The organism is Arthrobacter zhaoguopingii (genome assembly GCF_009828595.1).
GTDB classification, from domain to species: Bacteria; Actinomycetota; Actinomycetes; order Actinomycetales; family Micrococcaceae; genus Arthrobacter_D; species Arthrobacter_D zhaoguopingii.
The window spans coordinates 44,549-64,113 of sequence record NZ_WPNY01000015.1; the positions used below are offsets into that span (position 1 = coordinate 44,549).

Consider the following 19,565-nt stretch of genomic DNA (forward strand, 5'->3'; position numbering starts at 1 on the left):
GGGTCATCCCGGCCGGACGGCGTCCACCCCGTGGCGGGCGGACGCCGTTTCCGTTGCGGGGACCTTGAGAGTCTGCCGTGCGCGGCGGGCCCTTATCCGACCGGCGACGCCGGCGACGCGTTGTGTCAGCGCCCAGTACGACACGCCGGCAACCAACGAGGCGCCCACCGCGAGCGCAGGGCTGAACGGCTCCAGCAGGGGAAAAACCAGCCAGTGGGTGAGGTACGCGTACAGCGAGGAACTGGCGAGCACCCCGACCGGCCGGTGGAGCCCGCGCGGGAGCGGGATGGCAGGAAGCCAGGCCAGCAGCAGGAGCCCTCCGAGCAGGGTCGCTTCCCGGGCGGCGTCGTCGAAGAAGCCGGGCACGCTTAGCGCCGCAATGGCCGTCACCACTGACCGCTGGAGGGCGGTCCGCGACCGGGCCATCAACCACCCCAGGCCAACAAGCCATAGCACGGGTGCGGTGTGCGGCACGCTGATGTGCGGGATGTCGTAGCGGCCCAGCATGCCGAGGGCGGTCAGAGCGAGCGGGAAGACAAACGGTGCGCCCCGCTCGGCCCGGTCCACCCACGGAACCGCGAGGAGCGCCAACAGGAAGATCAGGACATACACGAGCACTTCGACGAACCAGAATTGCCACTCCGCGGTCACGTGCCGGGGCCCGATCAGCGAGTTCAGGAGCGCGATGTTCGCCAGGGAGTACCGGTCGGTCACCAGGTAGGCGAAAGCGATAAAGGCCACGCTCGGCACCACGATCCGTCCGAGGCTCCGTACCTGGCGCCTCAGGCGGGCAACCCCCTCCCCCGCGAGCTGAAACCGGGCGAAGTTGTAACCGGCCACGGCCATCAGCACGTGGGCGGTACCCGGCCACGTGAACAGGCCCACGTGGGTGCTGATGATGAAGATGATGGCGACGGCCCGCAGGACGATGCTCGTTTCGAGCGGGGCGAGGAAGCGCCGGGCCGGGCGCGCCTTCCGGGCCGGCCGAGCGAGGTCCCCGACCCGCATCAGGTGCCAGTCGGCCGGAAGGGAGCCAAGGACCTTTTCGAGCCGCACCGACAGCGCCACATAGGACAACGAATCCCCGCCGAGGGAGACAAAGGTGTCATCGTCCCGGACGGCGCCGCACTCAAGGTGTTCCGCGTAGATCCTCCGCAGGTCCTCCGGGCCATCCCCGGCGGGGGCTTCCTCGGACACCGCCCCTGCCCGTGTTGCGGCCAAGGCGAGCACGGCCTGGTAGTCGGGTTTGCCGCTGGACAGGCGCGGGAGCCGGTCGACGCCGTGGACCTGGACGGCGGCCCGGGGCAGGCCCAGCTGCTGGGCGAGGACCTTGCCGAGCAGGCGCACATCGGCTCCGCCCTCGATCGCGACCACGAGCCGCTCATCGGTGCCGGTACTGATCGCCCGCACGCCGAGGCCGTCGAGAATCCGCTCAACCTGGCCGAGGTCGACCCGCAGTCCGACGATCTTGAGGAACCGGCTGCGCCTCCCCACCACCTCGTACAGGCCGTTGGGGTGCCGGCGCGCCAGATCCCCGGTGCGCAGTTCCTGAACCGTCCGGCCCAGCGCCAGGTCGGCCGGCGCCTCGGCGTAGCCGAGCATGACGTTCGGGCCGGTGTACACGAGTTCGCCGTCGTCGAGCCCGGGCACCAGGTCGATGCGGAAGGCTCCGCCCGGCACCGCGACGCCGATGGTGCCCGGGTGCGCGGTCGCCAGATCCGGAGGGAGGTAGGCCATCCGGGCGGTGGCCTCCGTGGCGCCGTACATGACGAACAGGTCCCAGCCGCGCTCAGCGCCGAGCGCGGCGTACCGGCGCACCTGCTCGGGCGCGAGCCGCCCCCCGGCCTGGGTGATGTACCGCAGGGAAGGAAGCTCAAGGTCGGCGAACCCCACCCGTTCAAGGAGTTCGAAGGTGTAGGGCACAGCTGCGAAGGAGCTCACCCCGTGGGTGCGGACCAGCTCCCAGAAGCAGGGGTCGACGACGGACAGGTCTGTCAGCACCAGGCCCGCCCCCTGCAGCAGGTGGCTGTTGATCACCGACAGTCCGTAGCAGTAGGACAGGGGAAGCGTCGTCGCGGCACGGTCCTCGGGCCCGATCGCAAGGTACCCGGCAATCGCCTCGGCGTTGGACTGGAGGTTCTCGTGGGAGAGCCTCACCAGTTTGGGGGAACCGGTTGAGCCGGAGGTGCTGACCAGCAGGGCAAGCTCGGGGTGCAGCTCATGCGCAGTGCCGGGGCGCCGCTCCTCGAAGGAGAGGAAATCGCCGGAGCGCAGGACGACGTCGGGGTCGTACGCCGCCACGATGGATTCGAGGGCGGCCGGCTTGTCGGCAGGAACGAGGATGAGGGGGTGGCCGGCGGTGAGCGCCGCGAGGTAGGCGATAAGCGAATCGAGATCGTTGGCGGCCGCGAGCGCCACCAACCGCCGCTGGGCGCCCAGGCGGGCGGCGAAGGCCTCAACGCGGCCGGCCAGTTCACGGTAGCTGAGGGTCGAACCATCGATCAGCACAGCAGGGCGGTCCCCGTGGTGGGCGAGATCGGCGGCGAAGGAGGCACGCGTGAGGAACAGGTTGGAGGTCACTGCGTAACCTTATGAGGAAGGGTTACCTAAGTAAAAATGGCACCGCGTCGGTCGCCGGGGCCGGACCGGCCCGTTCAGCCGGCTGCGGAAAGGCCTTCCCTCGCCGGGGAGGACTGAACCTGATCCCGGCCCGCGAAGCGGATTCCCGCGGAGGTGGCAATGATGTCCTCGAGGGTCCGCCGCACCCACTCCGCCGCCGAACTGTTGGCAACCCGCAGGTCCCGGTCGGCAATTCCTGCCGATGAAGACTGCGCGAGGCGGACGATGCAGTAATCGAGCTCTGCCGCCAGCCCCTTGATCGCCGAAAGCAGCTCGTCCGGGCCGGGGTCGGCGGTATCAAGCACCACGTCGAGAAGGGAAGGGCTGCCGGAGGCTCCCTGGGCTGGAAAATTGGCCTTCGCGATGCCCGCATCGCAATCCACGAGGTTCCCCGTCCACTTTTCGGGGTCGCGCTCAGCGCCGCTTCGATACCGAAGCGCGTTCCGGCCCGAAAGGGCTCCGGACCCGGGACCGTAGCCTGGAGCTGCACTCACGCGGTGCGCCTCAAGCGTGTGGAGCGGGCGGCCCGAAGGCCGGTTTGTGCGGCGTCCGCCGCGACAGGGGCGAACCCGTGGTGTGCACATGGCATGGTGAGACCCTCGCTGTTCGGCGGCCGACCTGCCCTCGCAGGCCCCGGCTCCACGTCCCTTTAATGCGTCTGTGGCGCATTAGTCGGCCGATAAAGTTGGCGACATTACCGGAGCGTAACATGCAATTTCCGCGTCGCACGCAATTCGAAAAACGGCAACCGTGGGCGTGTCCGGAGGGGCTGAAAGCGCGCTAATCGTTCGGAACCGGCCTAGGACTGGCACCCAATACCGTCGCCGTCCCGGTCGAACGAGGCAGCCCACCCCGGATCCGCCGGAGTGATCGGCGCGGCGCCGGCCGCCTCGACGTCCGAGCAGTTCCCGTAGGTCACCTCCCCGGTTGGCGGCACGCTCTCCCGTCCCCCCGGTCCGCCCGTGGGCGGGATTTCCCCGGGCGTCCCGGCCGGGGCGCCGGCGGGCGGAGCGGTGGTCGCGCCGGGAAGCGGCTGGCCCGGGCAGGACCTGAGAATCCGCTCGATGGCGCCTCGTTCGGCGGCCGTCACCCACAGACGGTACTTGAGCTTGACCGCGGTCTGCCGGGCCACGTAGTCGCACCGGTACGACGTGTTCGGCGGCAGCCAGGTCGCGGCATCGGCGTCCCCCTTCTGCCGGTTGGCCGGGCCGTCGACGGCGAGGAGGTTCAGCGGGTCATTGGCGAAGCGCAGCCGGTCCTGGTCCGAAAGCTGCTGGGCGCCCGTCTCCCAGGCATTGCCCAGCGCGACGACATGATCGATGTCGACAAGGGCGTCCCCGCCCTTGACGAACGATACGCTCACCGCCGTGTACGGGTCCTTCAGGACACCGGCCTGCACCACGCAGTTCCGGGTGCCGGGTTTGAAGGTTTCCTCCGAGAGGTCCTTGGCAAGGATGTCGTTGCGGGTATCGCAGCCGTTCCGATCGACGTCGGCCCAGGCCGGCCCGAACTTCTCCCGCTCGTATCCGGTTTTCGGCGCCCGCCCCTTGACGGCGAGCGCTTCGAGGCCGGCGAGCGCCGTCCCGGCCGGCGGCGCCGGGGCGGCCGGCATCGACGCGTCCGGGACAGGAGCTGCGGGTTCGTCCGGCACCTCGACCGTCGGGGCGGTCGACGGGGCGGGAGCCACCGACGGCACGGGCGCCGGGGCGCCCTGCAGGGCGGGCGAGCAGCCGACGACCCCGGCGGCCAGGGCGGCCCCGAGCAGGACGGCGGCTCTCGTGGTGCAAAGGTGCATGGTTCCCAGGGGTGTGGTGGTGCGGAATTGCTCAGCCTCGACCCTACCGTCCGGGCACGCCCGCTCATCGGCGGCCCGCCGTACGGCTAACGGTTCGGTCCCGACGCCCGCGGAAGGAAGCGGACTCCGGGCGGGGAGTGCGGCACAATGGCAGCATGTGCGGACGTTTCGTGATCGCGGGAAACAAGGCGGCAATGCTCGATGCGTTCAATGTGGACGAGTCGTTCGAGGACGAAATGAACCCGTCCTGGAACGTTGCCCCGATGACCGGGATCCCCTTCGTCTCGGAACGGCTCAGCGATGGCACCCTGACCCGCCGGCTCGACATTGCCCGCTGGGGCCTTGTCCCCGTGTGGGCGAAGGACCCCAAGATCGGCGCCCGGATGATCAATGCCCGCGCCGAATCGGTCCTCGACAAGCCCTCCTTCCGCACCGCGGCCGCCAAACGCCGGGCCCTGGTTCCCGCTAATGGGTACTACGAATGGCAGAAGAATCCCGACGGAACGAAGACTCCCACCTACCTCCACCCCGAGCGGGAGGACGACCTGATCGCCTTCGCCGCCCTGTATGAGTTCTGGCCGGATCCTCAGAAGGCGGACGGAGATCCGGAGAAGTGGCTGACCACGGCGACCATCCTGACCACCGACGCCACCGACAGCCTCGGGCACATCCACGACCGCTCCCCGCTGATCGTCCCGAAGGACCTCCATTCGGACTGGCTCGATCCGGCGGTCACCGCGAAGCAGGACGTCCTGGCACTGATCGACGCGATCCCGGAACCCGTCCTGGTCCCCCGCGTCGTGGGCAAGGACGTGGGATCGGTCCGCAATGACGGGCCGCACCTCATCGAACCGGCCGAATAGCCCCGCCCGCCGCCTGCCCGTTCCCTGTTGCCCCGTGAAGCTACCGGGCAGGCAGCCGTTCCACCCGGATCCCTGAGGTTAGGGACCAGGTGATCGACCCGCCCTGAAAGGCCTGCCGAACTCCGCCTCGAATTGGAGTGGGATTGGACGTCGGATAGCCCAGCCGGCCCGCCCGGGCCTCCGCTTCCAGATAGAGGTCGTGGACCAGGCCCGTGGAGATCCGGGCTCCGGTCGCACGGGAGTAGTAGACCGCCCCGCCCTCGAAGGTCTGGAAAACCCCGCCGTTTCCGCCCGTCTCATCCGACGTGGGATACCCCAGAGCTCCCTGCTCCCGGCCCGCCCGGTCATAGGCACCCCGGATCGCACCCCGGATGACGTGCGCTCCGCCGTCCGGTGACCACCGGATGGTCCCTCGCTCGAAATCCTGGGACCTTCCGCCACGCGTCAACCCCGTGACCTCATTGCCCACGGGCCCGCCCAACGCCACCCGCCCGCCGGCCACCGTGAACTTGCTGGTGATCGGACCGGTCGGGGCGGCGGAGTAGGGGGTGAAGACATCACCCACCGCGCCCATGATCACCCGGTCGCCGGGCACCGCATCCTTGAGGTAGCGGGTAACCAGAGCCTCAGGCAGTGCAATGCATCCCGCCGTCGGCGCCGGATTCGAATGCATAAAAATTGCGAATCCCGCGCCCTCCCGGATGGGAGAATCCGGGAGCCTGTTGTAATTCAGGACCACGCCCTGCCGGTAATCTCCGGTCGCGCGCGTCGCGAACTCCCACATGTCTTCGTCGGGGAAGTCATGGGAGCTCGATTCGAAATATCTGTTGTAATCGGCCGAATACTCTCCCCCGCCGCCCCAGCGGGACAGACTGTTAAGAATCCGGAACCGGAGCCGGGTGCCCGGGTTCCACAGCCCAAAGCCTTCGGTGACCGAGTAGGAACCCGTCGGGGAATACTCCGCCGCCGTGTGGCCGCTTGGAATACCGGGGGCTCGAAACCCATTGCGCCCCACATTTCCGGGGTTCTGCCAGTCCTGCACGTAGCGCGGACCCGACCTCACGCAGGTGGTGACCAGGGCATCACTGCTGCTTCGGTGGGCCGTGGTCGCGAAGGTGACCCTAGTTGCTCCGTACCCCGGATACAGCACCTGGCCTGAGTTCAAGCGTTCGCAGGGGTTCGTCTCCTGGACGGCCTCCCGGATGTCGGCCTGCGCCGGGGGTGCCTGTACGAGGAGGCCGCCGCCCAGTATGCCGGCTGCGGCAAGTACCGCGGCGATGGTCCGCAGCCCTGCGGATCGTGTGTTCATAGATTCCTTGTGCGCAAAGTGGGGGGAGGAATTACCGCAGGGAGCACCGCCGGGGCGCGCGACAAAACACGCGGGCAGAGCACTGGAGTCAGCGGAGGTTCGTTGCGGAAGGGCCGCTTCCGTGTGCCGCAGGCGGTTAGCCGCCGGGCTGTTCCAGGAAGGGCAGTGCGGGAAAGTAATTACCCACTCAAAGCGGTCGGCGGTGAAGTTTCCACGCCAAACGATGATTTTGTCATCCCAATTCCCCCCGTGTTAAACCTGATCACCGGAGCGTATCGGATTCACGGGTAGCCGAAAAGTTACCGGTAGATCCTGTGGCCAAATGGTTATCGGTCCCGAATCACGCCGATGACTCACCGCGCCTGCCGGAAGCCGGACGGTTAGCCACCGGCACCGGCATGCCGGTGCCGGTGCCGCGCCGCAGCAGCGCGTCAAATAGGCCGTGGACGAGGGGCATTCAGCCGGGATTGCGGCACTGTGAGGATGGCGGCCCGCAGTCCGGCCGGACCGCCATCGACGGACCGGGCAGCCGGAACCGGGCAGCCCCGTAGACGAGCACTCCTAGTTCCCGATCAATCGAGGAGGCAGCAATGACCCGCGGCCCCTACGCCGATCTGCCGGTGGTGGCCGGGTCTGAGGTGAGCAGCGACGATGGCGAGAATCTTCAGCCGCTTCGGATGCCGCAGGTCGTCTTCGGTGCCGGCGGCGAAGACGCGTCGCCGCAGCGCTCCTGGCGGGGTTTCCCGGAGGGAAAGCCCTCCGCCCAGGGCCCAACGCCCACGGGTCGACCCGGCAGGCCTCATCCACGCGGATGCCGGCCTTGCTGTCGAGGACCATGCACAGCGGTCCAGGCAATCCAGCCGCCGGCAACGGCCGCAAGGAGGGCGCCGACCGGCTGGGTGGGCAGGCTGCTGCCGGTGGTCACCATCCCGAGCACGACCCCCAGCGGGTAGAAGATCACCGTGGCGGCGATCCACAGGGCCCCGGCCCACTTGGGGAGGACGGTCGAGCGCCACACGGCTACCCCGAGGAGCACCTGCCCGGCGAAGGCGAGCAGGAGGCCGAGCAAGAACGTGGCCATCATTGAAGCAGGGAATTCAAGCTCCATGACCTCCGGTATCCCCGCCAGGTAGGCGTGGCCTACTGCCGGCGTGACGAACGTTGAAATCACCGAAGGCACCAGCAGCAGGGTCTGGGCGAAGACCGCGATGACCATTGCGGGCACCGCGATCCGGGCAGCCCTCCCGCCGGCCAGGTAAATACCCAGGGCGAGGAATCCGAAGATCCCCAGGATGGTGCCGCCCGTGCTGCCGATCAGGTGACTGGTCAGGTATGTCGGCGTAGTGACGAATTCCGCCCACGCCTGGGGGTCCTTCTCCTGGTCTGGCTGGGGTTTGAGCGTGGACAAGGCGGTCACCAACGCGGAGACGGGCAGGGCGATCAGTCCGGCGCCGACCCAGCGGGTGAGATAGGGAGAAGTCATCGGAGGTTCCTTTCTCGTCGGGAGCCCGGCTGGGCTTCCTCTTCGAGACTAGGAAGTGCCGGACGCCGCGGCATAGGGCCGAGGTGCCGTCCTGATAGCCGGGGTGGCACCACGGTCCCAGGCCTACCGCCCGGCGGCAGGTGGGGCGAGAATGGTTGCGCGCCACGCCGCCACGAGGCTGCGCTACACGCCCTCCGCTGGAGCGACGTACCGTCTGGAGATGAGGACGACGATGGAGAACCAATCACCGGCCGTGACAGCCTTTCTGCGCGATCTTCGCCACCCCTTCAAGGAGGTCATCGGGGTGCTTCGGTCGGAGATCCTCGCTCTTGATCCCGGCATCACCGAGCAGATTAAGTGGAAGGCGCCAAGTTTCGGTTTCGCGGGAACGGACCGGGTGACCATGAACCTCCGCCCGACGGATCGCCTCCAGATTGTCCTGCACCGGGGCGCGAAAGTGCGCGCAGACGTCGCGGGCTTCCAGTTCGCCGATGAGTCGGGACTGGTGCAATGGCTGGCTCGGGACCGGGGAACCGTATCCTTCGCCAGCGCCGACGACGCCGAGAAGAAGCGGGAAGACTTCCTGAGGCTCGTCGACCGCTGGATGAGGGTGTAGTGGACTCCGCCGCGGACTATCTCCGCCAGCACCACCCCGACGCCGCCGAGCTGGCGCTCTGGGTCCGCGGCGTGCTGCTCGAGGCGGCTCCGGGGCTTGAGCAGCGGGTGTACCAGGGGTGGCAGGCCATCGGGTTCGTCCATGCCGGAGCCGGATACGTCTGCGGCCTGTTTCCGCGGCCGACGGGCCTGCTGCTGACCTTCGAGCAGGGCGCCCTGCTGCCCGACCCGGACGGTTCCCTCATCGGCGACGGCCGCCAGGTGCGGTCCCTTCCCATTTCGGCGCGGGACGATGGGACGAAAAGCAGAATCGTGGAGTTCCTTGACTCCGCGATACTTCTGGGCGAAGCCCTTCACGGTACCGCCAAGTAAAGCGCGGGCCAGCCGATTCGGTGCCGAAAAATATGGACACTACCACTATAGATACTTAGACTATCCATTATGAAGATCTCGCAGCTGAGTGTCGCCAGTGGTGTCTCCCAGCCCACGATCAAGCTGTACCTGCGCGAGGGCCTCCTTCCACCGGGGGCCAAGACCCATGCCAATCAGGCGACCTACTCGGAAGCCCATGTGCGGCGCCTCGGGATCATCCGCACGCTCACCCAGGTGGGCGGGCTCTCCGTCGCTTCGGCCAAAACCGTCCTAGACGCCATCGACTCCGACCTGCCGCTGAACTGGACCTTCGGCCTCGCCCAGCGCGCCGCCTCGCCCGACGTCGACGGAACCGATCTCAGCGACGCCGATCTTGCCCGTGCCGATGATTTTCTCGCCGGCCTGACCTACCACGACGGCCCCGGCCGTTTCGGAGTGGCGCAAACACTCCGGGCCATGGCCGAGGCCGGGCTCGAGGCCGACGGTGCGTGGCGGGAAAGCTACCGCAAAGCGGCCGAAATCATCGGCGAAGCCGACATCGACCTGATTGACCGCCGGGAGGGCCGGCTGGCCAAAGCCGAGACCGTCGTAATCGGCACCGTGCTCGGCGATGCCCTCCTCGCCGCCCTTCGACGCGCTGCGCAGGAGCACTTTTCCAGCCAGCGCTACCCCTCCGGGAGCACCGAAACCGCTCCCTAACGCATCTCCCTGATCACCTTGGAGACATCATGGAACTGCTCATCCCGGATTCCCAGCGTCCAACCCGTGCCTCGCTGACGTGGCACCGTCCGCTGCTTCTCCTCGCCGGGGCCATGGCCCTGCTTGCCGTCATCAGCCTGCTCGGCCTGATCTTCGATCCCCGCGAAATCACGGGCGCTCCGGCGTGGGCCAAACCGCTGAAGTTCGCCCTCTCGATTTTCATCTACGCCCTCACCCTCGCCTGGCTCACGGGCCTTCTCACCCGCGGACGGAGACTTGCCTGGTGGGTGGCCACCGTGGCGGCCGCCGCCCTTGGCATTGAAATGGTGGTCATTGTCGGCGCTGTGCTGTTCGGTACCACGAGCCACTTCAACGTCTCGACTCCGCTTCACGCCACCCTGTGGGGCGTGATGGCCCTTTCGATCGTGGTGGTCTGGCTTGCCACATTGATCGTCGGCGTCCTCCTGGCCCTCAGCCGGCTCGGCGACCGCGCGGTCTCGTGGGCGGTCCGCGCCGGGGTCGTCCTCGGCCTGGCCGGCATGGGTGTTGCGTACTTCATGACCTCACCGACCAGCGCCCAGCTCGAGGACTTCCAGGGGGTCGCCGGAGCCCACACCGTCGGGGTGCCCGACGGCGGTCCCGGGCTGTTCCTGCTGGGATGGAGCACCGTGGGCGGCGACCTGCGGGTCCCGCACTTTGTGGGAATGCACGCCCTGCAGCTGCTGCCGATCGCCGCGCTCGCGCTGGCATGGGCTGCCCGCAGGCTTCCGGCGCTCCGGCCTGAGGTGGTTCGGATGGGTATCGTCATCGTCCTGTCGCTGCTGTACGCCGGGATGCTCGTGGTGCTCACACTTCAGGCCCTCGCCGGTGAATCGATTGTCCAACCGGGTCCGGTGACCGCCGCCGCCAGCATGGGGCTGTTTGTTGCAGCGGCAGCGGCAATCGCACTGGTCCTTCGGGCCGGTCGCCCCTCCAGGGCCCAAACCACCTGAGTGTCGGTCCGCCGTCTGATACCCCACCGTCCAATTCCCCCGCCGACAGGCGTTAGGCTGACCGGGACGAGTAGATGGGCGGGCGGTTGAGCACCTTCGGTGAATGGTTTCTGGGCACCTTCGCGCAGGGTGAGGCTCCGGCCGTGACGTCGATCGAACTGGCACTCATCCTTGCCGGAGCGGCAGCGCTTTCGGTTCCGAGAGCCACCTGGCGATGGTTCGGCCTGGTGTCGACGGTCGTGCACGAGCTCGGGCACGCGTTTTCCGCCCTGATGGTGGGGCACAGGATTACCGGCATCACCCTGGGGCTCGACCACTCCGGCAGAACCACCTCCTTCGGCCGGACCGGGCTCCGGACGGTGTGGTCCGGGTTCTGGGGGTACCCCGTTCCGGCGGTGGTTGGGGCCGGCCTCGTCTGGGCCGGTCTTACCGGGTGGGGGCCGGCCGCGATGTCGGCCGGAACCCTCGTCCTTGTGTCGACCGTCCTTTTCATTCGGAACGCCGGGGGCGTGTTCATCCTCCTGGGCACGATCGCCGCCGTCGTCGGGCTGATGCTCTTCGTCCCACCGGTGTTCACCGGGCACCTCGTCGTCGGCCTCGGGGTGGCCCTTCTGGTGGGCGCGGTACGCGACCTGCTTAATGTCACTCTGGTGCATGTCCGGCACCGGCACCGGCTTGAGACCTCGGACGCGTACCTGCTCTCCCGGCGCACGGTCGTCCCCTCCGCCGTGTGGCTGTTCCTGTTCGCGGCGGTGATCGGCGGTTCCTGGTTCCTCGCCTGGCGTGCCGTCGGGAGAGTGGTGGCAGCGCTCTAGCCGGTAGGCACCTGCACCTGGCTGGCCCATCAGAGCAATTTCCCTACGGTCTCCGCGCGGGACGGCCCACCCGGTCGGTCAGGAACTCGATTCCACGCCCTCCACCTGCGTGAAGCGGGCATCAAGTTCTTCGGCCAGCCTTTTCAGCTCGCCCTCTTGGGAACCCGCGCCGCGGGCCTCTGAAAGATCGAGGACGAACCAGTTCTTGCCTTCGACAAGGTTCACCGGAATTCGGGTGTAGGAAGTGCCCCCGGAGTTCGAGTAAGCCTTGGCGGAGGCCTCACGGTCATCCTCGGTGGCGTAAAACTCGACCTGGACATTCTCCGAGCACATGGCATATTCCGGCGTGAAACCGGCGATCATATTCGCTGTCGGCTCGGCCAGCGGATCCGCCCCACAGGGCATCACTTCGCCGATCGCTTCCCGTGCCTCCTCGATGGAGGCAAACGCAGGAAGGTCGCCGTCACCCGGCCGTGCGGCGTTACCAGCACATCCGCCCAGCAGAAGAGCCAGCCCCAACCCCGCGGCGGCCGCCTGTTTCCCCAAAATCGATGCACCCATTTCCATCCCCCATATCGATGACTGCCGTCATCCTTCCATAGAGGTGGATTTCTGTCGCGACGGCAGCGCCGGAATTATCACGGGCGGGCGGGACAGGATTTTTCGGGTTTCGCCATCACTCCGCGCCAAGGACCGGGGCGGGGGCATCGATGACATTGGGGACGAAGCGGCAGAAGTAGTCGGTGATGTACCCGTCCGATTCGCGGATGCCGACACCGACCGCTTCTCCATCGACAATCCAGGATCCGAGGACCGGGTGATTACCGTCGAAGTCGGGCAGGGGGCTCCAGGCCTGGTAGCACCAACCTTCGGCGCCGTAGTCTCCTGGCTGCTCGAGTTCGACTCCCTTGGCATGGACGCGAATATTGTCCCCTTCGCGTCCGTGAAGAGGTTTGGCTACCCATTCCTCCAGCCCGTGGGGACTGTCCAGGTAGGACGGCAGGAGGTTGGGGTGCCCGGGGTAGAGATGCCAGAGGGCGGCAAGGAGCGCCTTGTTCGAGAGGAACATTTTCCACGCTGGTTCATACCATCGGGTCATCACCGGCCATTCGCGGATGTTCCTTCCGAAGTCCTCCTTCATCATGTGTTCCCACGGATACAGCTTGAAGATGCTGCTGATAACGTTCTCATCGAGGTCGACGAACCGCTTGGTGCAGGCGTTCCAGCCGATGTCGCTCATGTTGATGCCGACGGTCTCCCACCCTGCCTGGTTGGCGACATCGAGCATGTATGCGGCGGTCATCCAGTCTTCGCCTGACTCTTCGACTTCGGTGTGGGCCACGTGCAGCCTTGCGCCGTCGAGGCCCCCGCGCTGCTTTTCCCACGCCCGGACAAGGGCTTCGTGGATGCCGTTCCACTGGTCCTTGTGGGGCATCACGTCCTGCAGCCAGTACCACTGCGCGATCGACGCTTCGATCAGTCCGGTGGGCGTATCGGCGTTGTATTCGAGCATCTTGGGCGGGTTCACGCCGTCGTAGGCGAAGTCGAAGCGCCCGTAGACGGCGGGTTCGCTGCGGGCAAGGGAGCTTGCTGCCAGCTTCAGGGCTTCCGGACTGATGCCGATGGTGCCCATTGCTCCGGTTGCGAGGTAACGGGCGGCCTCGATGCTCATGCCATGCAGTTCCTCGGTGACCTTTTCGAGCATTTCGACTTCGGCAAGGTCGAACCGGTAGAAGGCGCTCTCGTTCCAGTACTCGATAGTGGAACCATCGGGCAGGACCGTCGTCGAAAAGACGAGGCCCTGGCTTTCGATCTTCTGTTTGCAGTCGGGGCGCGGGACGGAGGGGATGCGTTCCACCTCAGCCACCCATGCTTCCCGAGCGGCCGCCGCTGCCCGACTTGGCGCTGTCGCCAAAACCGCCCCGGCTTACCGCCGACGACCCCGAGGCGGGCAGGCCGCTCCTGGTTGAAGCGCCCGCCGGAACCGTGGTGACGCCGCCGGCAAGCTGCGACCCGACGGGAGGAACGGACCTGCTGATGGCCGCGCTACGCGCCCCCATGGCGAAGAAGTACCACCCGTAGACGCCGGAGGACCGGCCTTCCTCGCTGCACTTGCTGTCCTCGACCCGCTCCTGGGTGGTGCGGTCCTGGCAGACCTGGGCGTAGTCGGCGTCGATCACTTCGCCCGAGGGTGAGCATCCGGTAAGCACGGCGCTTGCAAGAAGCGCCGTCACACCAATGGAAAGGGACGCACTGCGGCGGCTTCGATTCCGATTCCCCGCTGATGGGCCTTGGATATCGGTCATGGTCGGCTCTCGCTCGCTGGGATGATGGATGGATCCGGGCCTGGTGGTACGCACGGGGCGTCCGATCAGCGGCAATGGAGGCGGCCTAATAGATCGGCGGGGTGCTGGCCCAAGCCGACCCCTGGACCAGGATCCTGTCGATGACGTTTGCAAAGTACTGTAACCCACCAGCAGGAGCCCTCCACCAGAATGGCTGTGCCGGCGGTGGCCCCTCACCCTAGGCAACCGAAAATGCCACCAGCGTGACCACCGCATTGTTGGCCGCGTGGAGCAGGACGGGCGCCCAAAGGTTCCGGTGGAACCGTTGAAGGAGGGCCAGGGCCACTCCGAGCGCGAAGAGATAGACGAAGGTCAGCAGCACGAGGTGGACCGCGGCGAAAAGAGCAGCCGAAAGCACGATGGCCGTGAAAGGTCGAAACCGCCGCAGGAAACCGCTGAGGAAGGCGCCCCGGAACAGCACCTCCTCCCACAGCGGAGTGAGGACGGCGATGACGAGAAATGCGATGACAAACACCGGGGCGGGCACCCCGGTGATGACCTCGGAAAGGGGGTCATCGGACGAGCCAGCCGATGAGGTATCCACACCAAGGGGTGCAAGGGCTGAGAGGAAGAGCCCCTGCAGCGCTCCGGCGGCCAGCATCGAGCCGGGGATCTGCCAGAGCAGATGGAACATCCTGCGCGTCGGGCGCCTGAACCCTAGATCGCCAAGACTCAGGCGGTTCCGCCGGAAGAGATGGAGGTACAAGGCAAGGATGATTACGGCGGTCACGCCGCAGAGGCTGATAACCACAACGGCTGTAACGGAGTCGATGAGGCCCAGCAGCCCCGCCGCCAGCACGGCAGCAAAGAAAGCAGCGGCATAGATCACCACGAACAGCAGCGCCCAGCCGGCCTGCCTCAGGGTCACTCCCGGAGCCCCCTGCATTCGACCCAGCGAACGGGCACCCGAGCCACCGGCACCTAGATGCGGGCTTTCATCGTGGTCCATTCTTTTCCCCATCACGCCATCATGCCGCAGGCGGGCGGGCTGCCCGCCACGAGCTTCTATGCAGCGGCCGGGTGAGCCGTGCGACAAGCACGGCAGCAGTCAAAACGGCCCAAACGTCGTGCAGGGTCAAGGGGACGCCGCTGGCAGGGCCGTCGTCGTCGCTGATCACCATGCGCCTGAGAGTACTCCCGATTTCCTCAGGCCGCGGCCACCGTCCCGCGCCGCCGCGTGAGCCGCAGCGCGACCGACGGCCTTGTCCGCCGTCAGGCCGGGCGGGACAATGTCCCTGTGCAGAACATGCAGCCGTCCCCTGAAACTTTGGCGAAGGTGGCTGGGTCGGCAGTTGGCGCGGGCCACCCGCTTCCTGTCAGCGACCATGTACTGGTTCCCCTCGGCGTCCCGCTGTCGAACATGACGACCGCCGGGCTGTGGCGACTGGAGGGCACGGCGGGCGAGGGAGAGGACCGACACGCCTTCTCATCAGTCCTCAAGGTGATCCACACTCCGCTGCGCTGGGCGGGGATTGAGCAGATCCCTGAAGAGCTGCGGGGATTCGTCGTCGAACACTATCCCTGGCGCACCGAGGCCGAGGTCTATGCCGGCCGCCTGGGACACTACCTACCCGACGGACTGCGGCTGCCCAGGGTGCACCAGATCGAGGAGATTGACGAGGAGAGCACGGCCATCTGGATGGAGGACGTTCGGCAAGACCCGCACGCTGAGTGGGACCCCGACCGTTTCGCCCGGACGGCATACCTGCTCGGCCGTCTCGCCGGCGCAGCGGAGGCACCCCGCGGGAACTATCGCGACATCGCCGATTACGTCCTAGGGCCGGGCGAACACATCTTCATTCCGCGGCTTCGTTCAGGGACATTCCGTTCCCACCCCGCTTTCGAAGGCCGTGTGGATGACCGCCTCGAGGAGGACTTGATCGCGTTGACCGGGCAGCTTCCCGCCCTCCTGTCGGAACTGTCGGCCCTCCCCCGCACCCGCGCACACGGCGACGCCTGCCCCCAGAACCTCCTGCAGTGCCGCGACGGCGTCGTGGCCATCGACTGGGGCAGCTTCGGCACCGCCCCGGCCGGCTTCGACCTCGGCCAACTGCTGACCGGACTCGTCAATGAAGGGCTGCTTCCCGGATCGGCTTTGGCTGAGCTCGCACCCCGTTCGCTCGATGCCTATCTGTGGGGGCTGCACGACGAAGGGGCGCCGCTCCCGCGGGAACTGGTACGGAGGGGATTCGCCATCTCCACCGCGATCGTCAGCGGGCTCTCGGCGCTGTTCCCCCCTGAGCTGGACGGGCCGGACTCCGAGCACCTGCACCGACTGATCGCGGCGCGGGCCGATATGGCACGTTTCCTCATCGCGGAGCTGGCCGCCTCCTCGGTGTCCTGATCGAGGACGCTGAACCTACCTCCTGGCTGAAAGGGGAACCCTATGGCGACCTTCGTGCTCCTCCACGGCGGCGGCTCCACTGCGTGGGACTGGCATCTGGTTGCTCCCCTTCTTGAGAGCGCGGGCCACGACGCCGTTTCCGTGGATCTGCCGATCGAGGACGCCGATGCTGGGCTCGAGCAGTATCTCGAGGTCATCGCCGCCGCCGTGCCGGCCGCGCGGCACGTCATCGTCGTCGGGCATTCCCTCGGTGGCTTCATCGCTCCTTTGGCCTGTGAACATCTCGACGCCGGAGGCCTCGCGTATCTCGCCGGAATGATCCCGCTTCCCGGTGAGAGCTTCGCCGACTGGTGGGCGAATACGGGGCACGACCAGGAGAGCATTGATGACGACCCCGAGGTTCTCTACTTCAACGGCGTCCCTGAACCTCTTGCCCGCGAAGCACGGGCGCGTGAGCGGGATCAGCAGGGCGGCTGGATGTCGGGGCCGTGGCCGGCGGACCGGCACCCCGCGGTGCCCACTCTGGCCATCCTGTGCCGGGAGGACAACCTCTTCCCGGCCTCTTTTATGAGGCGCCAGGTGCGCGAGCGGCTGGGGATCGAGCCGGTTGAGATCGACGGCGGACACTATGCCGCCCTGAGCCATCCGGATGCAGTCGCCGCCGCATTGGTTGACTTCGCTGTGCGGTTGGCTGGCAGACCGTAATGCTGTCCCCTGTCCCCTGTCCCCTGAGCCCGACCGGCATACCCGATTGCGACAAACGCACCCGATAAATCGGGCGCCGCCGTCGTTTTCGGGCACCCGGGACGCAATCGGATGCTGACCCCGCCCCGTGCGGTCCCCCGGCCGCTCCACCCGGCAGCGGCCCTCCCGCACCGGGAATCCCAAGCCCTAATTACGCCCCTAATGGCCCACTGCCCCACAACACATCGAGTCGTCCTTCGCAATGTGACGAAGCCAATACGCGCCCGAGGCGGAGAAAACGGCGCCCATCCGGACAATGGAACCTGTGGTGGGGACCGTATCTTGAGGAACGCCGAATGCAGTGGCTGAATAATAACCGTGACCTTCTTCCGTCCGCCGGCGCGCTCGCGGGCGTGCTGATCTTTTGGACCGCCGGAGCGTTCGGCGGCCTGAGGGTGCTGAACGGATTCCGCTCCCCGTTGGCGGAACTGATCGGGCTCTACCTGATGTTCTTACTATTGATCGCTTCGGTCGCCGTTGCGTTCTGGGCCGTCCGCGAACTGCCAAGGCGGCTTGCCCACCGGCGCCACACCGACCGCTGGTCGCTGCGCCAGTAACCTACGCCCTCCACCCGAGCAAGCCTCGGCTGCGGACGGTAGGGCCCGCTCACGACCGGCCCTGCTGACGGCGAGAAGTTCGTCTTCGCCCACACCCTTGCGCAGCTGCACGCCGTTTTCTCGTCGAAACCGTGGCGGATTCCGTTGTGACTTTCTGCAGACATAGCAACCTCCACTTCAAGGGAACGGGATGCTGACTCCCGCAAGCCGTCCCACCCGTCCGAGAATGCCCCTCTCCGAAGCTTCCTGAGGAACCCCTTCCAGCGACCTGGAAGGGGTTCCTTGTGTTCTGCCGGGAGATTGCACTCACGACAGATATCCCGATGAAAACTTCTGTCTCATTCGAAACATCAGTGCCATTGGTCACATTTCCCGGTAGGGTCAGACTCTGAATGGGGGTGAGCCCGGAGCAAGCCGGAGGTTCCCGCCGCGGAAGGAACCAACGAGCCGCCCGCCCCCGGTTGCCCCGTCCTTGACCCCGCGGATTGCCGAACCCACGCCAGAGCCCTCCCGATGCCCCGCTCACCCGGGTGTTCGGCGTCTTCATACCTTCAAACCTTCGCGATAGGCACAACATGAAGCACCCGCAGAAGTCGCTGATAGCAATGGCCGCCGCCGCGCTCTTGCTGCTGGTGGGGCTCGGCCCGGCCTACGCCGGAGGTGGGCCTACGTATCTCCGCCAGGACTATGCGGCAAGCTCGTCCACCTCGATCCGTGCAGTATGGAACCCGGTTCCCGGCTACAGCGGGGTGTACAAGCACTACCTCGACGGCAGATTCGTCGCGGGCGCTTCGGACCCCACGACCGGGGAGACGTTCTCGGGCCTGGCCTCCGGGTCGATCCACACGGTGCAGGTCAGCGCCGTGATCAGCGGCGTGGAATACAAGTCGGCCGTCGTCACCATGAAAGCAACCAGGACTCCGCCGATCACGCCGGCTCCGCCAACGAACCTGCGTCCGGTAGCTTCGGGGACCACCCAAACCGCGATCCGCGTCGAATGGGATGCACCCGCGGGTTACACCGGAGGTTACAAGCACTATGTCAATGGCGTCCACGTCGCTGGACAGGACGACGCCACGAAGGGCGAAACTCTCACGGGCCTCGCTCCGAACACGAGCTACAACATCCAGGTATCGGCAACGATCGGAGGGATCCAGAAGAAGTCGGCCGTCCTCACGGCAAAGACCAACGCCGTGCCCCCGGCACCATCTGCCTGGAAGCTGTCCTGGGCGGACGAGTTCAACGGTGCTGCCGTCGACACCACGAAATGGAACGTCCTCGACAACTCCACCTATGGCGACGGTAACGACGAGCTTGCCTGCCTTCAGAACGAAAACGTCAGCGTGACCAACGGCAAGCTGACCATCACCGCGCAGAAACTCCCGGCTCCGGTTCTCTGCAACAGTAACGACGGCCGCTTCCCCGGCGGGCGGCTGTACACCTCGGGCCACCTGAACACGCTCGGGAAGTTTGAAACGACCCACGGCCGGCTCGAGATGAGCGCGAAGCTCCCAGTTCAGCAGGGAACCTCGAAGGGGCTCTGGCCCGCCTTCTGGATGCGCCCGGTTGACCGCGGTGTCGGTGAGATCGACATTATGGAAGCCCTCGGTTCCTCCAGGTCGGAGAGCCATGTCCGGGCGAACGAGGTCCACCAAACCATCCACTACGACTACGACCACGCTACGCCTCACGGCATGCAGGACTACGAGTACATTCTGCCGAACGGCCGGACGATGGCTGACGGGTTCCACCAGTACGCCGTTGAGTGGGAGCCCGGAGTCATCCGCTGGTACGTCGACGGCGTGAAAACCTACGAGCGGAACCGGACGACCACCTCGTGGATGGATGAGAGTTTCAGCCGGAACTTCTTCCTTCGGCTCAACCTGGCGATCGGCGGTAGCTGGCCCGGTTCACCGGATGCAGACACCCAATTTCCGGCACTCATGGAGGTCGATTACGTCCGGGCCTACAAGCGCTAGAAGCGTTTGAGTCAACCGACGCCCGGTTCATGCT

19 protein-coding genes are annotated in these 19,565 nt (G+C 66.7%); 10 read left to right on the top strand and 9 right to left on the bottom strand.

The window, feature by feature from the left end:
- Window positions 1-3 precede the first annotated feature (3 nt).
- The 3 genes from GVV86_RS16325 to GVV86_RS16335 all read right to left on the bottom strand — a co-directional run bounded on the left by GVV86_RS16325 (window position 4) and on the right by GVV86_RS16335 (window position 4,414).
- On the bottom strand, window positions 4-2,580 hold the full coding sequence (locus tag GVV86_RS16325; protein ID WP_159803400.1) for an AMP-binding protein: 2,577 nt from the start codon (window positions 2,578-2,580) through the stop codon (window positions 4-6).
- A gap of 74 nt (window positions 2,581-2,654) precedes the next feature.
- Window positions 2,655-3,002 (bottom strand): hypothetical protein, encoded by a 348-nt coding sequence (locus GVV86_RS16330; protein ID WP_159803401.1) that lies wholly within the window; start codon window positions 3,000-3,002, stop codon window positions 2,655-2,657.
- A 416-nt stretch (window positions 3,003-3,418) separates the two neighbouring features.
- Window positions 3,419-4,414, bottom strand: coding sequence for a GmrSD restriction endonuclease domain-containing protein (locus tag GVV86_RS16335; RefSeq protein WP_159803402.1), 996 nt, complete (start codon window positions 4,412-4,414; stop codon window positions 3,419-3,421).
- Window positions 4,415-4,569: 155 nt separating this feature from the next.
- Between GVV86_RS16335 and GVV86_RS16340 the strand changes: the two genes are divergently transcribed.
- Window positions 4,570-5,277, top strand: coding sequence for an SOS response-associated peptidase (locus GVV86_RS16340; protein ID WP_159803403.1), 708 nt, complete (start codon window positions 4,570-4,572; stop codon window positions 5,275-5,277).
- A 40-nt stretch (window positions 5,278-5,317) separates the two neighbouring features.
- On the opposite strand, the gene GVV86_RS16345 is transcribed toward GVV86_RS16340, so the two are convergent.
- Window positions 5,318-6,586 (bottom strand): hypothetical protein, encoded by a 1,269-nt coding sequence (locus GVV86_RS16345; RefSeq protein WP_159803404.1) that lies wholly within the window; start codon window positions 6,584-6,586, stop codon window positions 5,318-5,320.
- 799 nt (window positions 6,587-7,385) lie between these two features.
- Window positions 7,386-8,069 (bottom strand): hypothetical protein, encoded by a 684-nt coding sequence (locus GVV86_RS16355; RefSeq protein WP_159803405.1) that lies wholly within the window; start codon window positions 8,067-8,069, stop codon window positions 7,386-7,388.
- A gap of 232 nt (window positions 8,070-8,301) precedes the next feature.
- Between GVV86_RS16355 and GVV86_RS16360 the strand changes: the two genes are divergently transcribed.
- From GVV86_RS16360 to GVV86_RS16380, 5 genes are all read left to right on the top strand, one after another.
- Window positions 8,302-8,685 carry a DUF1801 domain-containing protein gene (locus GVV86_RS16360; protein WP_201291489.1) on the top strand — a complete coding sequence of 128 codons (384 nt, stop codon included), beginning with the start codon at window positions 8,302-8,304 and terminating at the stop codon, window positions 8,683-8,685.
- Window positions 8,685-9,056: a DUF1801 domain-containing protein gene (locus GVV86_RS16365; RefSeq protein WP_159803406.1), complete on the top strand. Its 372-nt coding sequence runs from the start codon at window positions 8,685-8,687 to the stop codon at window positions 9,054-9,056. The genes GVV86_RS16360 and GVV86_RS16365 overlap by 1 nt, the downstream gene beginning before the upstream one ends.
- 69 nt (window positions 9,057-9,125) lie before the next feature.
- Complete coding sequence (locus tag GVV86_RS16370) at window positions 9,126-9,755, top strand: MerR family transcriptional regulator (protein WP_159803407.1); 630 nt, start codon at window positions 9,126-9,128, stop codon at window positions 9,753-9,755.
- 29 nt (window positions 9,756-9,784) lie between these two features.
- The gene (locus GVV86_RS16375; protein ID WP_159803408.1) at window positions 9,785-10,747 is read left to right on the top strand and encodes a hypothetical protein; all 963 of its coding nucleotides are present in this window, start codon (window positions 9,785-9,787) and stop codon (window positions 10,745-10,747) included.
- 74 nt (window positions 10,748-10,821) lie between these two features.
- Window positions 10,822-11,562 carry a M50 family metallopeptidase gene (locus tag GVV86_RS16380; RefSeq protein WP_159803409.1) on the top strand — a complete coding sequence of 247 codons (741 nt, stop codon included), beginning with the start codon at window positions 10,822-10,824 and terminating at the stop codon, window positions 11,560-11,562.
- Window positions 11,563-11,640: 78 nt separating this feature from the next.
- On the opposite strand, the gene GVV86_RS16385 is transcribed toward GVV86_RS16380, so the two are convergent.
- From GVV86_RS16385 to GVV86_RS16400, 4 genes are all read right to left on the bottom strand, one after another.
- Window positions 11,641-12,123, bottom strand: a complete 483-nt coding sequence (locus tag GVV86_RS16385; RefSeq protein ID WP_159803410.1) for a hypothetical protein — start codon at window positions 12,121-12,123, stop codon at window positions 11,641-11,643.
- A gap of 115 nt (window positions 12,124-12,238) precedes the next feature.
- Window positions 12,239-13,420, bottom strand: coding sequence for a glutathionylspermidine synthase family protein (locus tag GVV86_RS16390; RefSeq protein WP_159803425.1), 1,182 nt, complete (start codon window positions 13,418-13,420; stop codon window positions 12,239-12,241).
- 1 nt (window position 13,421) lies between these two features.
- The gene (locus GVV86_RS16395) at window positions 13,422-13,742 is read right to left on the bottom strand and encodes a hypothetical protein (RefSeq protein WP_159803411.1); all 321 of its coding nucleotides are present in this window, start codon (window positions 13,740-13,742) and stop codon (window positions 13,422-13,424) included.
- Between the two features lie 343 nt (window positions 13,743-14,085).
- Window positions 14,086-14,775 (bottom strand): CPBP family intramembrane glutamic endopeptidase, encoded by a 690-nt coding sequence (locus GVV86_RS16400; RefSeq protein WP_246670022.1) that lies wholly within the window; start codon window positions 14,773-14,775, stop codon window positions 14,086-14,088.
- A 378-nt stretch (window positions 14,776-15,153) separates the two neighbouring features.
- Here GVV86_RS16400 and GVV86_RS16405 point away from each other — a divergent pair, with 378 nt between their 5' ends.
- The 4 genes from GVV86_RS16405 to GVV86_RS16420 all read left to right on the top strand — a co-directional run bounded on the left by GVV86_RS16405 (window position 15,154) and on the right by GVV86_RS16420 (window position 19,531).
- The gene (locus GVV86_RS16405; RefSeq protein ID WP_246670024.1) at window positions 15,154-16,251 is read left to right on the top strand and encodes a phosphotransferase; all 1,098 of its coding nucleotides are present in this window, start codon (window positions 15,154-15,156) and stop codon (window positions 16,249-16,251) included.
- Between the two features lie 42 nt (window positions 16,252-16,293).
- On the top strand, window positions 16,294-16,956 hold the full coding sequence (locus GVV86_RS16410; RefSeq protein WP_159803414.1) for an alpha/beta fold hydrolase: 663 nt from the start codon (window positions 16,294-16,296) through the stop codon (window positions 16,954-16,956).
- Between the two features lie 335 nt (window positions 16,957-17,291).
- On the top strand, window positions 17,292-17,552 hold the full coding sequence (locus GVV86_RS16415) for a hypothetical protein (protein WP_159619393.1): 261 nt from the start codon (window positions 17,292-17,294) through the stop codon (window positions 17,550-17,552).
- A 575-nt stretch (window positions 17,553-18,127) separates the two neighbouring features.
- The gene (locus tag GVV86_RS16420; protein WP_159803415.1) at window positions 18,128-19,531 is read left to right on the top strand and encodes a family 16 glycosylhydrolase; all 1,404 of its coding nucleotides are present in this window, start codon (window positions 18,128-18,130) and stop codon (window positions 19,529-19,531) included.
- Window positions 19,532-19,565 lie beyond the last annotated feature (34 nt).

Coding starts and splice junctions, on each gene's coding strand:
- GVV86_RS16335 (WP_159803402.1), bottom strand. CDS start 4,414: ATGCACCTTTGCACCACGAGAGCCGCCGTCCTGCTCGGGGCCGCCCTG.
- GVV86_RS16340 (WP_159803403.1), top strand. CDS start 4,570: ATGTGCGGACGTTTCGTGATCGCGGGAAACAAGGCGGCAATGCTCGAT.
- GVV86_RS16345 (WP_159803404.1), bottom strand. CDS start 6,586: ATGAACACACGATCCGCAGGGCTGCGGACCATCGCCGCGGTACTTGCC.
- GVV86_RS16355 (WP_159803405.1), bottom strand. CDS start 8,069: ATGACTTCTCCCTATCTCACCCGCTGGGTCGGCGCCGGACTGATCGCC.
- GVV86_RS16360 (WP_201291489.1), top strand. CDS start 8,302: ATGGAGAACCAATCACCGGCCGTGACAGCCTTTCTGCGCGATCTTCGC.
- GVV86_RS16370 (WP_159803407.1), top strand. CDS start 9,126: ATGAAGATCTCGCAGCTGAGTGTCGCCAGTGGTGTCTCCCAGCCCACG.
- GVV86_RS16375 (WP_159803408.1), top strand. CDS start 9,785: ATGGAACTGCTCATCCCGGATTCCCAGCGTCCAACCCGTGCCTCGCTG.
- GVV86_RS16380 (WP_159803409.1), top strand. CDS start 10,822: ATGGGCGGGCGGTTGAGCACCTTCGGTGAATGGTTTCTGGGCACCTTC.
- GVV86_RS16385 (WP_159803410.1), bottom strand. CDS start 12,123: ATGGGTGCATCGATTTTGGGGAAACAGGCGGCCGCCGCGGGGTTGGGG.
- GVV86_RS16405 (WP_246670024.1), top strand. CDS start 15,154: ATGCAGCCGTCCCCTGAAACTTTGGCGAAGGTGGCTGGGTCGGCAGTT.
- GVV86_RS16410 (WP_159803414.1), top strand. CDS start 16,294: ATGGCGACCTTCGTGCTCCTCCACGGCGGCGGCTCCACTGCGTGGGAC.
- GVV86_RS16415 (WP_159619393.1), top strand. CDS start 17,292: ATGCAGTGGCTGAATAATAACCGTGACCTTCTTCCGTCCGCCGGCGCG.
- GVV86_RS16420 (WP_159803415.1), top strand. CDS start 18,128: ATGAAGCACCCGCAGAAGTCGCTGATAGCAATGGCCGCCGCCGCGCTC.